This is a genomic window from Zoogloea oleivorans, assembly GCF_008107625.1.
GTDB classification, from domain to species: Bacteria; Pseudomonadota; Gammaproteobacteria; order Burkholderiales; family Rhodocyclaceae; genus Zoogloea; species Zoogloea oleivorans.
The window spans coordinates 126,184-141,008 of record NZ_SDKK01000011.1 but is presented as its reverse complement, the minus strand read 5'-3'; the positions used below and the strand labels follow the sequence as shown (position 1 = coordinate 141,008).

At 63.4% G+C, this 14,825-nt stretch carries 13 protein-coding genes and 1 tRNA gene; 7 read left to right on the top strand and 7 right to left on the bottom strand.

The features are described from left to right. Positions 1 to 53: 53 nt before the first annotated feature. Positions 54 to 2,042 carry a TonB-dependent receptor plug domain-containing protein gene (locus tag ETQ85_RS13125; RefSeq protein ID WP_148579524.1) on the bottom strand — a complete coding sequence of 663 codons (1,989 nt, stop codon included), beginning with the start codon at positions 2,040 to 2,042 and terminating at the stop codon, positions 54 to 56. A 371-nt stretch (positions 2,043 to 2,413) separates the two neighbouring features. Between ETQ85_RS13125 and ETQ85_RS13120 the strand changes: the two genes are divergently transcribed. The 6 genes from ETQ85_RS13120 to hemB all read left to right on the top strand — a co-directional run bounded on the left by ETQ85_RS13120 (position 2,414) and on the right by hemB (position 9,073). Next, entirely contained in the window at positions 2,414 to 3,832 is a 1,419-nt protein-coding gene (locus ETQ85_RS13120) for a circularly permuted type 2 ATP-grasp protein (protein ID WP_148579523.1), read from the top strand. 1 nt (position 3,833) lies between these two features. Continuing rightward, positions 3,834 to 4,781 (top strand): alpha-E domain-containing protein, encoded by a 948-nt coding sequence (locus ETQ85_RS13115; RefSeq protein ID WP_148579522.1) that lies wholly within the window; start codon positions 3,834 to 3,836, stop codon positions 4,779 to 4,781. 56 nt (positions 4,782 to 4,837) lie between these two features. Beyond that, a tRNA-Pro gene (locus ETQ85_RS13110) sits at positions 4,838 to 4,914 on the top strand. Between the two features lie 110 nt (positions 4,915 to 5,024). Then, positions 5,025 to 5,396, top strand: coding sequence for a hypothetical protein (locus ETQ85_RS13105; protein WP_148579521.1), 372 nt, complete (start codon positions 5,025 to 5,027; stop codon positions 5,394 to 5,396). A 111-nt stretch (positions 5,397 to 5,507) separates the two neighbouring features. Then, positions 5,508 to 7,394, top strand: a complete 1,887-nt coding sequence (locus ETQ85_RS13100; RefSeq protein ID WP_187394703.1) for a helicase-related protein — start codon at positions 5,508 to 5,510, stop codon at positions 7,392 to 7,394. A gap of 668 nt (positions 7,395 to 8,062) precedes the next feature. Then, a complete protein-coding gene (hemB, locus tag ETQ85_RS13095; protein ID WP_222862156.1) occupies positions 8,063 to 9,073 on the top strand; it encodes a porphobilinogen synthase in 1,011 nt (336 codons plus the stop codon). Positions 9,074 to 9,090: 17 nt separating this feature from the next. Here hemB and ETQ85_RS13090 read toward each other — a convergent pair whose 3' ends face one another. Genes ETQ85_RS13090 through ETQ85_RS13080 form a run of 3 tightly spaced genes read right to left on the bottom strand, consistent with a single transcriptional unit; the run spans position 9,091 to position 10,743 of the window. Next, on the bottom strand, positions 9,091 to 9,636 hold the full coding sequence (locus ETQ85_RS13090; RefSeq protein ID WP_148579519.1) for a C40 family peptidase: 546 nt from the start codon (positions 9,634 to 9,636) through the stop codon (positions 9,091 to 9,093). Then, positions 9,605 to 10,042 (bottom strand): D-aminoacyl-tRNA deacylase, encoded by a 438-nt coding sequence (gene dtd, locus ETQ85_RS13085; protein ID WP_148579518.1) that lies wholly within the window; start codon positions 10,040 to 10,042, stop codon positions 9,605 to 9,607. The genes ETQ85_RS13090 and dtd overlap by 32 nt, the downstream gene beginning before the upstream one ends. Continuing rightward, the gene (locus ETQ85_RS13080; protein WP_148579517.1) at positions 10,039 to 10,743 is read right to left on the bottom strand and encodes an SIMPL domain-containing protein; all 705 of its coding nucleotides are present in this window, start codon (positions 10,741 to 10,743) and stop codon (positions 10,039 to 10,041) included. The genes dtd and ETQ85_RS13080 overlap by 4 nt, the downstream gene beginning before the upstream one ends. A 193-nt stretch (positions 10,744 to 10,936) precedes the next feature. Between ETQ85_RS13080 and ETQ85_RS13075 the strand changes: the two genes are divergently transcribed. Next, positions 10,937 to 11,809 carry a DMT family transporter gene (locus ETQ85_RS13075; RefSeq protein WP_148579516.1) on the top strand — a complete coding sequence of 291 codons (873 nt, stop codon included), beginning with the start codon at positions 10,937 to 10,939 and terminating at the stop codon, positions 11,807 to 11,809. Here ETQ85_RS13075 and ETQ85_RS13070 read toward each other — a convergent pair. From ETQ85_RS13070 to ETQ85_RS13060, 3 genes are read right to left on the bottom strand one after another with little or no spacing between them, the layout of a single operon-like run. Then, entirely contained in the window at positions 11,794 to 12,606 is an 813-nt protein-coding gene (locus ETQ85_RS13070) for a DUF2189 domain-containing protein (protein WP_148579515.1), read from the bottom strand. The two genes, ETQ85_RS13075 and ETQ85_RS13070, sit on opposite strands and share 16 nt — an antisense overlap. 59 nt (positions 12,607 to 12,665) lie before the next feature. Continuing rightward, positions 12,666 to 13,508, bottom strand: coding sequence for an alpha/beta fold hydrolase (locus ETQ85_RS13065; protein ID WP_148579514.1), 843 nt, complete (start codon positions 13,506 to 13,508; stop codon positions 12,666 to 12,668). Between the two features lie 10 nt (positions 13,509 to 13,518). Then, positions 13,519 to 14,823, bottom strand: coding sequence for an O-acetylhomoserine aminocarboxypropyltransferase (locus tag ETQ85_RS13060; protein WP_148579513.1), 1,305 nt, complete (start codon positions 14,821 to 14,823; stop codon positions 13,519 to 13,521). Between the last annotated feature and the right edge of the window lie 2 nt (positions 14,824 to 14,825).

Genomic DNA, 14,825 nt, shown 5'->3' with positions numbered 1-14,825 from the left:
GTATTCGCACGGCTTGAGGGGATGGTCGACGAAACGCAAAATGATGTGGGCGATCAGAAACGCAGGTTTGCGGTTAGGTAGTATTCGCGCGGAATGAGGTAGGCATCGCTGGCATTGACGATGTTGGTGCCGAATTCCTTGCGGGCCGGGCCGATCAGGTTGCGGCCGTTGAGGGCCAGGTCGAGGCGGCTGGTGGCGCGCCAGCCCAGGCGCAGGTCGGCGGTGAGGTAGTCTGGGATGGTGTAGGTGGTGAGGGCGCTGACGTAGCGGGCCTGCAGGTCGAGCTCCAGGTCGTGGCGCAGGTCATGACGGGAGATCAGGCTGGCCTGGTGACGGGGGGATTCGCCCTCGGCCCGCAGGGGGGAGATCTCGCTGTTGCCGGGTCGGGCTTTGAGGTTCAGATCGAGGTAGGCGTAGGAGGCCTGCAGGCGCCAGGTTTCTGCGGGGCGATAGTCGGCGGCCAGTTCGAAGCCGTGGGCCTGGCCCTGTAGCTGGTTGCCGGTGACGGCGTTCCAGCTGAGGGATGGGGTCGGGGTGGGAACCAGGTTTGGTCGGCCGATCATGTCGACAGTCACCAGGCGGTCGTAATCATTGAGGAAAACAGTGGCGTCCACGCTGAGTTTTGGGGTCAGCTGGATGCGGTAGCCCATTTCGTAGGCGGTAAGTTTTTCGGCGTTGAGCTGTGCACTGCCGTTTGAGGTGACCGACATTGGCAGGCCACCGGTGAGCCGGCTGGGGGCAACGAAGGAGATGAAGCGGGCGCTGTCTTCGATGATGGATGGCGTGCGTACCGCCCGGGCCACCGATGCCCACAGGGTGCCGCCGGTGCCGAGGGTCCAGCGCAGACGTGCGGAGGGCTGCCATTCGATGCCTGTGTAATCGTTGTCTTCGACTTTCACGCCGAGAGTCAGCTTGAGGCGCTCGGCCAGCGACAGGGTGTCTTCGGCAAAGGCACTGAGGAGTTGATCCGTGCGGTTGGCGCGGGTTACGGCAGACGGCGGGACCATCTGTGCTTCGCTGTTGACGCTCCGGTAGCCGGCACCGGCAATCAGGCTGTGCATACCCCACTCGGCAAACAGATGGCGATAGCTCAGGTCGAAGGTGTCGAGCTGGGCCTTGGCGCCGTTGCCCATCACGGCCCAGCGGTCGAGGGTGAAGCGGTTGAAGTAGCCACGCAGTTCGTCGCGGGAATCGCCGGCCGTACGGGCCCACTGACCGAGGAGGTGGGCGCCCGAGTATTCCCGCTCATCGGGTTTCATTTCGCGGAAGGTCTCGCCTTCGAGCATCAGGGTCGAGCTGCCCAGATCCCAGTCGCCGCGGAAGCCGGCCCGGCCGCCGCGCCAGCGGGTGTCGGCGGTGTCACCGTCAGCCGGCATGTGCAGCCGGTCCTGCTGGTGAGCCTTGGCCCATACGCGTGCGAAGCCGGCTTCGCCAGCCTTGAAGCCGTTGCGGGCCACCAGTTCGGACTGCAGTGGGCCAGCCACCACGCTGACCTGACTACCCTGGGTATCTTCGGCGTGGCGGGTGAGGATATTGATCACGCCGTTTACTGCATTGGCGCCCCAGGTCGAGCCGCCGGGGCCGCGGACGACCTCGATGCGTTCGATATCCTGCATGACGATGTTGAGTTCATCCCACAATACCCCCGAGAAGAAGGGCGTATAGACGCTGCGTCCATCCACCATCACGAGCAGCTTGTTGGCGAACTGGTTGTTGAAGCCCCGCGCGCTCACGGCCCATTCGGTGGCGCTGATCCGCGCCACGTTGAGGCCCGGCACTGTGCGCAGCAGTTCCGGCAGGGTGGTTGCTCCGGCACGCCGGATATCTTCCGCGGTCAGCACGAAGACGGCGGCGGCGGTGTCTTCCAGGCGCTCGGTACGATGGGTGGCGATGCTGACCCGCAGGTCGGCCAGCTCGTCGAGGCTCATCTGCTTGAGCGTGCTCAGGTTGTCAGCGGCGCTGGCCGGGGTGGCGGCAAGGCAGAGAACGAGGGGCAGCAGGCCGCCAATGCAACAGGCGGGCCGGAGGAGTGGCTTCGGCATGGGTGAATCCTGTTTTCGTGCTGATAGACGTACGTAATCGGGCGAGCCAGATTGTAGCTGCTCAGCCTATTACTAAAGGCGTAGATTAAAAAAATCTGTTGGCATTCGCGTGAAAAACGTCCGTTGCGGGATGATGTTGATGCGTTGTTCTTGCTCTTGTCACAAACGTTGTTGGGGGACGCCACTGCCGGCGGTTCACGCACCGATTTGTTGCGATGCTGATTCACCAAGACAGTGCAACGGCACCGTCTTGGTGCGGTGTATTGTCCAGGGGCCGTAAAGTCTTCTGTTTAGAATGGTTTTTTGATTGGCATGCTTCTAGCTACACACAAAGTGGTATCTCCGCTTCACAACACAATAGGCGAGCGCTAATGGCCATCACAAAATTCTTCAATGAAATGACTGCGGACGACGGGAGTGTCCGTGCGCATTACGCGGCCTACGCTGCGTGGCTGAGCGAAACTCCGGCAGAACGCATTGCGCGCAAGCGCGCGGAAGCCGATTCCCTCTTCCATCGTTTCGGCATCACCTTTGCGGTGTACGGTGAGGAGTCGGGCACCGAGCGTCTGATCCCCTTCGACATCATCCCGCGCATCATTCCCGCCAAGGAGTGGTCGGACCTGGAGGCCGGCCTGCGCCAGCGCGTCAAGGCCCTGAACGCCTTCATCCACGATATCTACCACGATCAGGAAATCCTCAAGGCCGGGCACATTCCCGCCGACCAGGTGCTCAACAACGCCCAGTACCGGCCGGAGATGCAGGGTGTGAACGTCCCCTGCGACATCTACGCCCATATCGCCGGTGTGGACGTGGTGCGCGCCGGGGCGGGCGAGTTCTACGTGCTGGAAGACAACCTGCGCGTGCCGTCGGGTGTCTCCTACATGCTGGAAGACCGTCGCATGATGATGCGGCTCTTTCCGGAGCTTTTCGCCCGCCATCGCATTGCGCCGGTCGAGCACTATCCGGACATGCTGCTGCATACCCTGCGCAGCGTTGCGCCGGTAGGCGTGACCGACCCGACCGTGGTGGTGATGACGCCGGGTGCCTACAACAGCGCCTACTTCGAGCATGCCTTCCTGGCCCAGCAGATGGGTGTCGAACTGGTCGAAGGGCAGGACCTCTTCGTGCGTGACGACCAGGTCTTCATGCGCACCACCCAGGGCCCGCGCCGCGTGGATGTGATCTACCGCCGCGTCGACGACGACTTCCTCGATCCGGAAGCCTTCCGCAAGGATTCGATGATCGGCGTGCCGGGCCTGCTGCGGGCTTACCGTGCCGGACGGGTGACCCTGTCGAACGCCATCGGAACCGGCGTGGCCGACGACAAGTCGATCTACCCGTACGTGCCGGAAATGATCCGCTTCTACCTGGGCGAGGAGCCGATTCTCAACAACGTGCCCACCTACATGTGCCGCAAACCGGAAGATCTGGCCTACACCCTGGCCCACCTGCCGGAGCTGGTTGTGAAGGAAGTGCACGGTGCCGGTGGCTACGGCATGCTGGTCGGCCCGGCTTCTACCAAGGAAGAGATCGAAACCTTCCGCAAGTACCTGGTTGCCAACCCTGAAAAATACATCGCCCAGCCCACGCTGGCCCTTTCGAATTGTCCGACTTTCGTCGAAAGCGGGGTCGCGCCGCGCCACCTGGATCTGCGTCCCTTCGTGCTCTCGGGCACCGAAGTGCAAATGGTTCCGGGGGGCCTGACCCGCGTGGCCCTGCGCGACGGATCGCTGGTGGTGAACTCGTCGCAAGGCGGCGGCACCAAAGACACATGGGTACTGGAGGCCTGACATGCTGAGTCGCACTGCTGACCATCTTTTCTGGATGGCGCGCTACATGGAGCGCGCCGAGAACACCGCGCGTATTCTCGATGTCACCTACCGCCTGTCGCTGCTGCCGCAGAGCGAAGCCGAAGTGGAGCTCATGTGGGGCGGCATGCTGAAGATCATGGAACTGGAAGATGCTTTCCATGTTCGTCATGAGGCCATCACCCCCGAGGCCGTGCTCGATTTCATGATTTTTGACCGGGAGAACCCGGGCAGCATCTTCCGCTGCCTGCGCGCCACCCGCGAGAACGCCCATGCCGTCCGTGGCACCCTGACTTCCGAGTTGTGGGAAACCTCCAACGAAACCTGGCTGAAGATGCGTGACTTCACGCTGGCCAAGATGATGGAGAGCGGCCCGGGTGCCTTCTTCGAATGGGTCAAGTACCGTTCGCATCTGTCGCGCGGGGTCACCATCGGTACCATGCTGCAGGACGAGTCCCTGCGCTTCATCCGGCTCGGAACCTTCCTGGAGCGTGCCGACAACACCGCGCGCATCCTTGAAGTGAAGTACCTCAACCTGCTGCCGGGAGCGGAAGAAGACGTCCATACCGCCGATTACTACCAGTGGAGCGCGCTGCTTCACTCGGTATCGGCTTTCGAGGTCTATCGCCGGGTCTACCGTGATCAGATCACGCCCTTGCGTGTCGCAGAACTGCTTGTCCTGCGTGCGGACATGCCGCGTTCACTGGCGCGCAGCATGAAGGAGGTCTATTCCAACCTGACCCGCCTTTCCAATGTGCGTTCGGCGGAAACCGAGCGCCTGGCCGGCGAACTCGAATCGCATCTGCACTTTGGACGCATCGAAAGTATCTTCGAGGGCGGCTTCCGCAAGTATCTGGAAGACTTCCGCGATCGCATCTTCGACCTGGGCTGCCGCATCTCGGATGACTTCCTGATCCCCACTACAGCATGAAGTTTTGAAGTAGGGCTTGGCAAAAGCTAAATAGGTGTCTATAATGCGCAGCTTGTCGGGGCGTAGCGCAGCCTGGTAGCGCACTTGCATGGGGTGCAAGGGGTCGCGAGTTCGAATCCCGCCGCCCCGACCAAAAGAAACAAGCAAAAAGCCAGCTCTTCGGAGTTGGCTTTTTGCTTTTCAGCGTCCGAAAGCCGCGACCAAGAGTTGCCCAGCCCGGCTGAGCACAACACACTACTCGCCATGACCGCTTCTACCGCCGCCTGGCTGGATTCTCAAATCGCTGATGTCCGGGCTGAGCTGGACAGGCTCATCAGCTATGGACCAGACCCTGAATTCATTCCCCAGCTGGCGGAATGGCTGCCTGTGGTTCCCTGTGCCGGGCTCATCGATCTTTATTACGACATCTGGTACTGCGTGCCGAGCAGGCTGGCCTTCAGGATTGCCGTGCTGCACATGCATGACGCCGAGAAGCTGTCTGACTTTCTGGCGCTTGCGGAGCGCGTTCTGGTTGATGCGCTGGCCTGTGATGCCTTCGCTGAGCAGATTCATGACGACGATGAACTGTATGAAATCACCGGCTGGTTAAAGCGCAGATCGCGACAACAGAGCTAGCCGGCTGGTTTGAGGCTCGCCATACGTATCACTTCCAGGACTTACATGGACGCTCAGGCTACCTGTCCGGCGACGGACCTACGCATAACAAGAACGCTCAGCAGCAACAGGGTGTGGCTCACGGCAGGCCGTCGGGTGACCTTGCTGGGTGAGGCGTTCAGGATTCTCGGCTACATCCCGGAGAGTTGCCTGGGCCAGCAGCTGCAATGGCGCCGGTTCACCGACGATGCACGCAATGCCGCCGAGCAGGCTCTGCTGAAGACGCACGGGGCAAAGCTGGAGCAAGCACTCGAATCCGCTATCGCCGAGATCGGGGCTTATCTTGAGGCCTGCGCTGCCGAGAAACTGGAGCCCAAGCTGCGCACGTTGCGCGACTACTGGGCGAGTGGCGACATGGACCTTGCCAGCGTGGGCAAGGGGCTGACGCAGTCCCTGAACGACATGCGGGCCAAGCAGCGCCACCGTGACCTGGCGGAGCAGATTGGTCGCTCGGTCAAGCTCTCCGACTACCCCGATATCTACCCGGCACGCCGCCGCCTCCGCAAGCTGATCGCGGTGCTGGGGCCCACCAACAGCGGCAAGACACATGACGCCTTTGAACGTCTGGCGACGGCCTCGTCTGGCGTGTATCTCGGTCCTCTGCGCTTGCTGGCGCTGGAGGCCTTTACCCGCCTCAACGAGGAGTTCGGTGTCCGCGCCTCCCTCATCACGGGTGAGGAGCGGCGTATCGTCCAGGGCAGCCGGGTAACGGCGTCCACCATCGAGATGCTCGACCCGACCCGCGAAGTGGACGTGGCCGTCATCGACGAAATCCAGATGCTCAGCGACCCCGACCGGGGCTGGGCGTGGACACAGGGCGTGGTGGGGGCCAATGCCCGGGAGGTGTGGCTGCTGGGGGCCTTGTCGGCCGAATCTGCCATCGTGGCACTGGCGGCCCGCCTGGGCTTGCCGCTGGAGATCCGATACAAGACCCGCAAGCATCCACTGGTTGTCGGGCAGGCCCTGGCCAGCAATCCAGCGGGGGCGCTGCGCCGGGCCAAGCCCGGGGACGCCTTCATCGTGTTCTCGCGACGTGATGCATTGAATCTGCGTGATGACCTGCTGGGCCTGGGGAAGTCGGTGGCCTGCATCTACGGTGCGCTCAGTCCGGAAGTCCGCGAGCGGGAAGCGCACCGTTTCGCCGACGGAGACGCTGACGTTCTGGTTGCCACCGATGCCATCGGGATGGGCTTGAACCTGCCGATTCAGCGCGTCGTATTCACTGCCGTTCAGAAATACGATGGGGTGAAGCGGGGCGAGCTGTCGGTGTCCCTGCTGCAGCAGATCGGCGGCCGGGCAGGGCGCTTTGGCCATCGGGATGAAGAAGGTGTCGTGGCTGGTCTTACTCCCAGTGAACATGGGGTGGTTGTTGCGCTGATGAAGGCTACCCAGCAGAGGGTGGAGCCAAGCGGATTTCAGATTACCGCCGGCACAGCCTACCTGGAACAGATTGCCGAGATGTCAGGGGATAGCCGGCTCGAAGCGCTGCTTTCCCTGTTCCTGCTCCATGCGGACTGCGGGGATGGTTTCTTCACGCCGTTCGTGCCGGACGAGCAACTGGTCAGGGCGGCGCAACTGGATCGCCTGAAGAAGTTGTCCTTGCCGCTCAAACATGTGTTCTCGATGGCGCCGATGGCTTCGCAGAACGAAACCATCGATGGCGTCTGGCGGGGCTGGGCCTATGCGGCCAACCAGGGCAAGCGCATCCGGCTGGACTTCCTGCCCGACTCGGCGAGGAAAGCGTCGCTCGAGGAGGCCGAGACAACCGTTCGCCTCCTGGCCGCCTACCGTTGGTTTGGGTATCGCCTGCCGGAGCTGTTCGTTGACTACGACCTTGCCGAAGAACATCTGGCGCCCTGGATCAGCGCCGTGGATGGACACCTGCGCAGCCGTTACAAGCAGGGTGTCGGCGGCGGTCGCAAGGGTATTCCGAGCTGGTACTGGCCGAGCAAGACCTAAACCCGCCCTGGTGACGCTGTCCAGGGAGGCCGGGTGTCCGCGGGAGGGTGAGTTGCGCAACAACGCCGGGCGATTTATTCATTTCCTTGCGGAAAAGTTCTCATGTTCCGGGGGGCCGTCGGCGCAAGCTGCAGTTAGAGCGTTGCGCGAAAGTACCGTGACTGTGCTCGACGACGGCGTGTCCGCCGAAGAATACCTTGATGACGTATGTTGCAAAGGAGATGAACATGAGCCCGCTATCGTGGTGGTTCGATTACTGGGCAGGGGCATTTGACACCTACATGTCGCACCTTGGTCTGTGCAATCTTGTTGTCCCTGCGGGGGAGTGCACCCGGGAGCAGGTGCCGGATTAAGCGGGGACCCTGTTTGCAGGGAATGATGCGAGAAACCACTCTGCGGAGTGGTTTTTGTTTTCCGGGATCAAGCTGCGTTGTGGGTGCTTGGGCATAGAATCCGGAACCTGATGGCTGCTGGCGACTCTGACGGAGTGCAATAAAAAACCCCCGGCAAGGGGATCGCCGGGGGCCAAAAATGCCTTGCTTGCTCAAGGCACCCGCTCAGGGAGGTATAGCGGGAGACGGTTCAGCACCATCTATTTCTTAGTGTAGGAGTGCCGCGAGAAAGTTCCTGCGGCATTTCGTTTCCAGATGTAAGTACGTGAGACTTCCATGAGCCCAGTCCAGTCTGCTTTTCCCGCGACCCGCATGCGTCGCATGCGTCGTGATGATTTTTCCCGCCGGCTGATGCGTGAGCACCGCTTGTCGGCCGATGACCTGATCTACCCGGTGTTTGTGCTCGAAGGAGAGCAGATCACCCAGCCGGTGGCATCGATGCCCGGCGTCAATCGTGTTTCCCTCGACAATCTGTTGCTGCTTGCCGAGGAGGCGGTGTCTCTTGGCGTGCCGGCACTGGCGCTGTTTCCGGTGATCGGTGACGACAAGAAGTCCCTCGGCGCCGAAGAGGCCTGGAATCCGGAAGGGCTGGTGCCGCGCGTGATCCGGGCGCTCAAGAGCCGTTTCCCGGATCTGGGTGTGATCACCGATGTGGCGCTCGACCCGTACACAACCCATGGTCAGGACGGTTTGATCGACGCCACGGGCTACGTGCTTAACGACGAAACCCTCGAAGCACTGGCGAAACAGGCCCTGTGCCACAGTCAGGCCGGCGCCGACGTGGTGGCGCCGTCCGACATGATGGATGGCCGCGTGGCGTGCATCCGCGCCAAACTGGACGGGGCGCAGCAGATCCACACGCGCATCCTGGCCTATTCGGCCAAGTACGCGTCGAGCTTCTACGGGCCTTTCCGCGATGCGGTGGGTTCGGCCGGCAACCTGGGCAAGGGCAACAAGTACACCTACCAGATGGATCCAGCCAATTCGGATGAGGCGATTCGCGAAGTGGCACTGGACATCGCCGAGGGTGCCGACATGTTCATGGTCAAGCCGGGCATGCCTTATCTGGACATCGTGCGCCGGGTGAAATCGGAGCTGAAGGTGCCGACCTATGTCTATCAGGTGAGCGGCGAGTACGCGATGCTGAAGGCGGCGTCGGCCAACGGCTGGCTGGATGACAAGGCCTGCGCCATGGAGGCGCTGCTGTCCTTCAAGCGGGCTGGTGCCGACGGCATCCTGACTTACTACGCCCTCGAAGCCGCCCGCTGGCTGAAGGAAGACGCGTAATCGGCCAAAGGAGGGCCTCAGCCCTCCGGCAGCAGGGTCCGGGCAGCTTCGAAGCGCTCGGCGTAGTAGCGGTTGTCCATCCGTTCCACGCGCACCTTGCCTTTGCTGTTGGGGGCGTGGATGAACTTGCCGTCGCCCATGTAGATGCCCATGTGCGAGTACGAGCGGCCGAGGGTGTTGAAAAACACCAGGTCGCCCGGACGGATGGCGCTGGCCGGAATCGGGCGGGTCCGCTCGGCGATGCCGGCGGCATTGTAGGGCAGCTTGCGACCGCTGACCTGTTCGACCACGTAACTGACCATGCCGCTGCAATCCAGGCCCGCCGACGGGTTCTTGCCGCCAAAGCGATAGCCGGTGTCGAGCAGGCCGAGGGCGTACAGAACCATCTCCTGGGCATGGTCGTGCTGCGGCAGCGCAAACCAGCCGCGCGTCGGTGTGGACGTACTGGTCGGCGGGACGGGTGTGGGGCGTTGCGGTGTCTGGCTACAGCCGGCAAGAATCGCTACTGCCAGCAGCAGGCCGAAGCGGCGTTCAGGCCGTGAGGCGCAGGGTGACAGGGCCATGATTTACCAGTGAAACAGTCATTTCGGCGCCAAACTCGCCAGTCGCCACTTCATGGTGGCGGCTGCGGGCGAGGGCGACGACTTCATTGAAGAGGCGCTCGGCCTCATCGGGCGGGGCGGCCGGCGTGAAGCTCGGGCGCGTGCCTTTGGCAGTGTCGGCGGCCAGTGTGAACTGGGACACCAGCAGCAGGCCGCCGCCGGTATCGGCCAGTGAGCAGTTCATGCGCCCTGTGTCATCCCCAAAGACCCGGTAGCCGAGCAGACGTTCGACCATGCGGGCAGCGTTGGCCGGCTGGTCGCCCCGCTCGACGGCCACCAGCGCAAGCAGGCCCGGGCCGATTTCGCCGACGGTGTTGCCCGCCACCGTGACGCGGGCTTCAAGGACGCGTTGGATCAAGGCAATCATTCGAGCAGTTCGATCTGGCCATTGACCGATACGCTGACCGGGCTGTCGCCCGCCTCAATGGGTGCCGGTGCTGCGTCAGCGGCCATCAGGCCGGCGCTGCGGGCATAGGCCATGACTGGCTTGTGCTGGATGCCGCCGGTGTTGACCGACACATGCTTGATTTTCCACTTCTTGTGCAGGCTGCCGGCAACCAGTCTGGCGCGGGCTTCGAAGGCGGCGAGGGCGTCGGCGATGGCTTCGTCCTCGATCTTCTTCCAGGTTTCCGGCGACGGAGCTGCGTTGAGGCCGCTTACCGCCATGGTCTGCTGCAGTTTGCCGAGGAGCTCGGACAAGGCTGCAGCTTCATTGCTTTCGAGGGCCAGCGTGGAACGCATGCGCCAGGATTCGATGCTGCGGCCGGTCTTGCCGTAGATCGGATAGGTGGCGTTGCCGGCGGTGCGGACCTTTACCGTCGGGTGGCTGCGGGCAGTCTGCAGGGCCTGGGTAATGGTGGCGTTGATCTTGCGGGCCAGATCGCCGGGATTGGTATCGGTGGCTTCGACATAGACCTGGGCACGGAACTGGTCATTGGGCGCCGTACGGCTGGCTTCCACCGAGATGTCGGCGGTGGGCAGTGCTGGCACGGGGGCGTCGGCTCCGTGGGCATGAGCGGCAGCGAGGCCGGCGGCAAGGATCAGCGGCTGGAGGAAACGGGTCTGCATGGGGGCCTTTCTGTGGGCTGGCTGAGCACGGTTTTGTATTCTCGCTACAGGGGCCCGCGGATTGCAAAGGGTGCCTGCAAAAAGCTTCGCCAGTCGATGACGAGTGTGGTCGAAATGCACGCTTTGTCTTGACCGGCTGCAGGCCGGGCGGCACGATCCGCCACTTTTCGGCGGATGGCAACACTTTATTGAAATGGCAAATCCACGGTGGGTCGGTGCTGGCCTGGTCGCGTTGTCGGCAATATCCTTTGGTGCGATGGCGATTTTTGCCCGCGTGGCGTTTGCGGGGGGCGTCGATGTGACTGCGCTGTTGTTCCTGAGGTTCCTGATTGCCGGCGGCTTGATGGCGGCTTTCATGGTGATCAGCCGGCGTCGCTGGCCGTCACGCCGCAATGTGTGGGTGCTCGCGCTGATGGGCGGGGTCGGTTACGTGGGGCAGTCGATGTGCTTTTTCTCGGCGCTGCAGTACGCCTCGGCAGGGCTCGTGGCGCTGTTGCTCTATCTGTATCCCTTTCTGGTGACCCTGCTGGGCGTGGCTTTTTTGAAGGAGAGGCTGACGGCATTGCGGGCTGGTGCGGTGGTGGCTGCGCTGGCAGGCACCGGGCTGACGCTGGGTTCCGGGCTTGGCGGAAGCGGGCTCGGGATCGCTCTGGGACTTGCCGCTGCGCTGATTTATTCGGTGTATATCCTGGTCGGCAGCCGGGTGCTGAAGGACGAGGACCCGCTGGCCGCGGTGACGGTGGTGATGCTGGCAGCCGCGGTGGTGTTCGGTTTGGCGGTTCTGGTTGTCGAGCCGCACTTTCCGGTGACGGCAAGCGCCTGGGGGGCCGTGGCGGCGATTGCGCTGGTGTCGACGGTCGTTGCGATGGTGGGCTTTTTTGCCGGCATCCAGCGTCTTGGTGCCGCAGATGCGGCGACCTTGTCGACACTGGAGCCGGTGGTGACTTTTGTGTTGGCGGCGCTCTTTTTGGGGGAGGCAGTCAGCCTGACTCAGGTATTGGGCGGCGTCATCGTGCTGGGGGCGGTGATCGCCCTCGCACGTGCCAGCGATCAGCCGGCTGGCTGAGTTTCGCCCAGGGGCGCGACCAGCTCCCGGTAGGCGTGCCAGGTGGCGTGGCCGACGATGGGCATCAGGACCACCAGCCCCAGGTGGAAGCTCAGGAAGCCCAGCAGGGTCAGGCTGACAATCAGTCCGGCCCACACCAGCAGGGGCAGCGGGTTGAGGGCCAGGGCGCGGATGCTGGCGATCATGGCGGTGACGGCATCCTGGTTACGATCGAGCATCAGGGGTATCGACACCACGCTGACGGCAAACACGAGCAGGGCGAAGACGAGGCCGACCGAGAAATACACCAGCAGGAACTCAAGGTTTTCGAAGGCCATGACCTGACTCAGGAAGCCGCTGAGATTGGGCATTTCCTTGGTGTAGAAAATCGCGAAGATCACTAGTGAGGCCCGCGCCCAGATCAGGAAGATGACCGTCAGAACCGCCGCGAATACGGCGATGTTGCCGGCGTTGCGCCGCCATACGGTGAGCGTTGGCGCCAGCGCGCAGGGCTGGCCGAGTTCGCGGCGACGGGACAGTTCATAGAGCCCCATCGCGAAGAAGGGGGCGAGGAGCAGGAAGCCGGTGGAGACCGCCGAGGTGTATTGGTAGGCGTGTTCAAAAACGAAGGTCACCAGCAAGCCCATGGCAGTGAAGCAGAAACCGTAGAACAGGCTGGCGATCGGGCAGGCTTTGAGATCAGCGAGGCCGCGGGCGATCCAGTGAAAGGGGGCGCTGATGCCGATGCTGCGAACGGTCGGAAAAGGCAGCGCGGCGGCTGCCTTTTCGTCGTCTGTGGGGGTGTTGTGCTGCGCCATGGTTTGTCTCCGTTATCGTTTTTGGATGTTGATGGCTGGCAGGCTGGGTCCGGATCAGTTCATCGGAGGTCCTGTGGGGAAGAGGGGGAAAGCCTGACAAAGTTCCAGACTGCGTCGAGTACCGCGCCGGGGGCTTCGGACATCATGGCGTGGCCGGCTTCGGGCAGGATGCTCCGGGTGACGGTGGCGCCACCCGTGAAGGCGGCAGCGAGCGGGGCGATGGCCTTCGGCGGTGTCATGCGATCGAGGGCGGAGCTGAGCAGCAGGGTAGGGCAGCGCACCTGGGCGGCGGCGTCGAAGCCACCTGTGTAAGCGTTGCAGGCGGACATGTCCCGGTGCAGCACGCCGGCCGCCTGGCGCTGCATCAGGCGTTCGTTCATCGCGGTCAGGTTGAGCCCCGGGATGCTGCTGGCACCCAGTTGTGATCTCGGTGCGTAAGACCACTGATTGATCATCGCGTGGGCCTTGTCCCGGTTGCTCAGGGTGGCGTCGAGCAGCGGTGCAGCCACCGGCATGGGTGCGACGGAGCCGATCAGCACGAGGTGGCTGATCAAATCCGGGGCATTGGCGGCCGCCTGCAGGGCGATCAGCGAGCCCATGCTGTGACCGACGAGGGCGACCTTGCCGGTGCCGAGCTTGGTCACCAGGCTGACTGTCCAGTGGGCCAGGGCTTCGATGCTGTCCAGTACCGGGCCGTCGGAACGACCGTGGCCAGGGAGGTCGGGCACCACGACGTTCCAGCCATGTGTGGCGAAGTAGCGGGTTTGCAGGATCCACACGCTGTGGTCGTGACCGGCGCCGTGGATGAAGACCGCGGTGGGGCGATCCTTTTCAAGGCGGCGTCCGCCGGTGTAGCAGAAAGTGGTGTGGTCGGAGAGGTGACCGGACAGGTTCAGTTTCATTGCGGGCGGCTCAGGCGGTGGCTTTCTGGGCGGCGTAGAGGCCGCGGTCCAGGTCTTCGATCAGGTCGGTGGCGGTTTCGAGGCCGGCCGACAGGCGGATCGTGCCTTCGGTGATGCCGGCGGCGAGCAGGGCTTCCCGGGACATGCGGAAGTGGGTGGTGCTGGCCGGGTGAATCGCCAGCGACTTGGCGTCGCCCACGTTGGCCAGGTGCGAGAACAGGCGCAGGCCTTCGATGAAGGCAGTGCCGGCCGGGCGTCCGCCCTTGAGGCTGAAGCTGAAGACGCCGCCGCAGCCCCTGGGCAGCAGGCGGGCAGCCAGGGCCTTGTCGGGGTGGCTGTCGAGTTCCGGCCAGGCCACCGATTCGACCAGTGGGTGTTTGACCAGGTGTTCAACCAGCGCGCGGGCGTTGGCTACGTGGCGTTCCATGCGCAGGCCGAGGGTTTCCATGCCCTGCAGGATCTGGAAGGCGTTCATGGGTGACAGGCAGGCGCCAAAGTCGCGCAGGCCTTCACGGCGGGCGCGCAGCAGGAAGGCGGCGATGGGCGATTCCTCGGCAAAGTCCATGCCGTGAAAACCGTCGTAGGGTTCGGTGAGGGTCGGAAAGTGGCCGCCCGAGGCTTCCCAGTTGAAGCTGCCGCCGTCCACCAGCAGGCCGCCGATGGCAACGCCGTGGCCGCCGAGGAACTTGGTGGCGGAATGCATGACCAGGTCGGCGCCCAGGTCGAGGGGGCATTGCAGGATGGGCGTGGCAAGGGTGGCGTCCACCAGCAGCGGCACCCGGGCTTCGTGGGCGATGTTGGCAATGGCGGGGATGTCGAGCACTTCGAGCCCCGGGTTGCCGATGGCTTCGCCGAAGAGCAGGCGGGTTTCGGGGCGGATGGCGGCGCGCCAGGCGTTGTGGTCACGCGGTGAGACGAAGGTGGTCTCGATGCCGAAGCGCGGCAGGGTGTAGCCGAGAAGATTGTGCGAGCCGCCATACAGCGAGCGCGATGCAACGATATGACCACCCGTGCCCATCAGCGTGGTGATGGCCAGCATCAGGGCTGCCTGGCCGCTGGCGCAGGCAATGGCGCCGACTCCGCCGTCGAGGGCGGCGATACGCTCCTCGAGCACCGCGTTCGTTGGGTTCGAGATGCGCGAATAGACGTGGCCGGCCCTTTCCTGGTTGAACAGGGAGGCGGCGTGGTCGCTGTCTTCGAAGACGAAACTGGTGGTGAAGTGGATCGGGGTGGCCCGGGAATGATGTACCGGATCGGGCGTCTGGCCGGCGTGCAGGGCGAGCGTGTCGGCCCCGGCGTTTCGGTGAATGGGCATGC

Bases quoted from the DNA above. Each gene is read 5' to 3' on its own strand.
- ETQ85_RS13125 (WP_148579524.1), bottom strand. From the start codon at position 2,042: ATGCCGAAGCCACTCCTCCGGCCCGCCTGTTGCATTGGCGGCCTGCTG.
- ETQ85_RS13120 (WP_148579523.1), top strand. From the start codon at position 2,414: ATGGCCATCACAAAATTCTTCAATGAAATGACTGCGGACGACGGGAGT.
- ETQ85_RS13115 (WP_148579522.1), top strand. From the start codon at position 3,834: ATGCTGAGTCGCACTGCTGACCATCTTTTCTGGATGGCGCGCTACATG.
- ETQ85_RS13105 (WP_148579521.1), top strand. From the start codon at position 5,025: ATGACCGCTTCTACCGCCGCCTGGCTGGATTCTCAAATCGCTGATGTC.
- hemB (WP_222862156.1), top strand. From the start codon at position 8,063: ATGAGCCCAGTCCAGTCTGCTTTTCCCGCGACCCGCATGCGTCGCATG.
- ETQ85_RS13090 (WP_148579519.1), bottom strand. From the start codon at position 9,636: ATGGCCCTGTCACCCTGCGCCTCACGGCCTGAACGCCGCTTCGGCCTG.
- dtd (WP_148579518.1), bottom strand. From the start codon at position 10,042: ATGATTGCCTTGATCCAACGCGTCCTTGAAGCCCGCGTCACGGTGGCG.
- ETQ85_RS13080 (WP_148579517.1), bottom strand. From the start codon at position 10,743: ATGCAGACCCGTTTCCTCCAGCCGCTGATCCTTGCCGCCGGCCTCGCT.
- ETQ85_RS13075 (WP_148579516.1), top strand. From the start codon at position 10,937: ATGGCAAATCCACGGTGGGTCGGTGCTGGCCTGGTCGCGTTGTCGGCA.
- ETQ85_RS13070 (WP_148579515.1), bottom strand. From the start codon at position 12,606: ATGGCGCAGCACAACACCCCCACAGACGACGAAAAGGCAGCCGCCGCG.
- ETQ85_RS13065 (WP_148579514.1), bottom strand. From the start codon at position 13,508: ATGAAACTGAACCTGTCCGGTCACCTCTCCGACCACACCACTTTCTGC.
- ETQ85_RS13060 (WP_148579513.1), bottom strand. From the start codon at position 14,823: ATGCCCATTCACCGAAACGCCGGGGCCGACACGCTCGCCCTGCACGCC.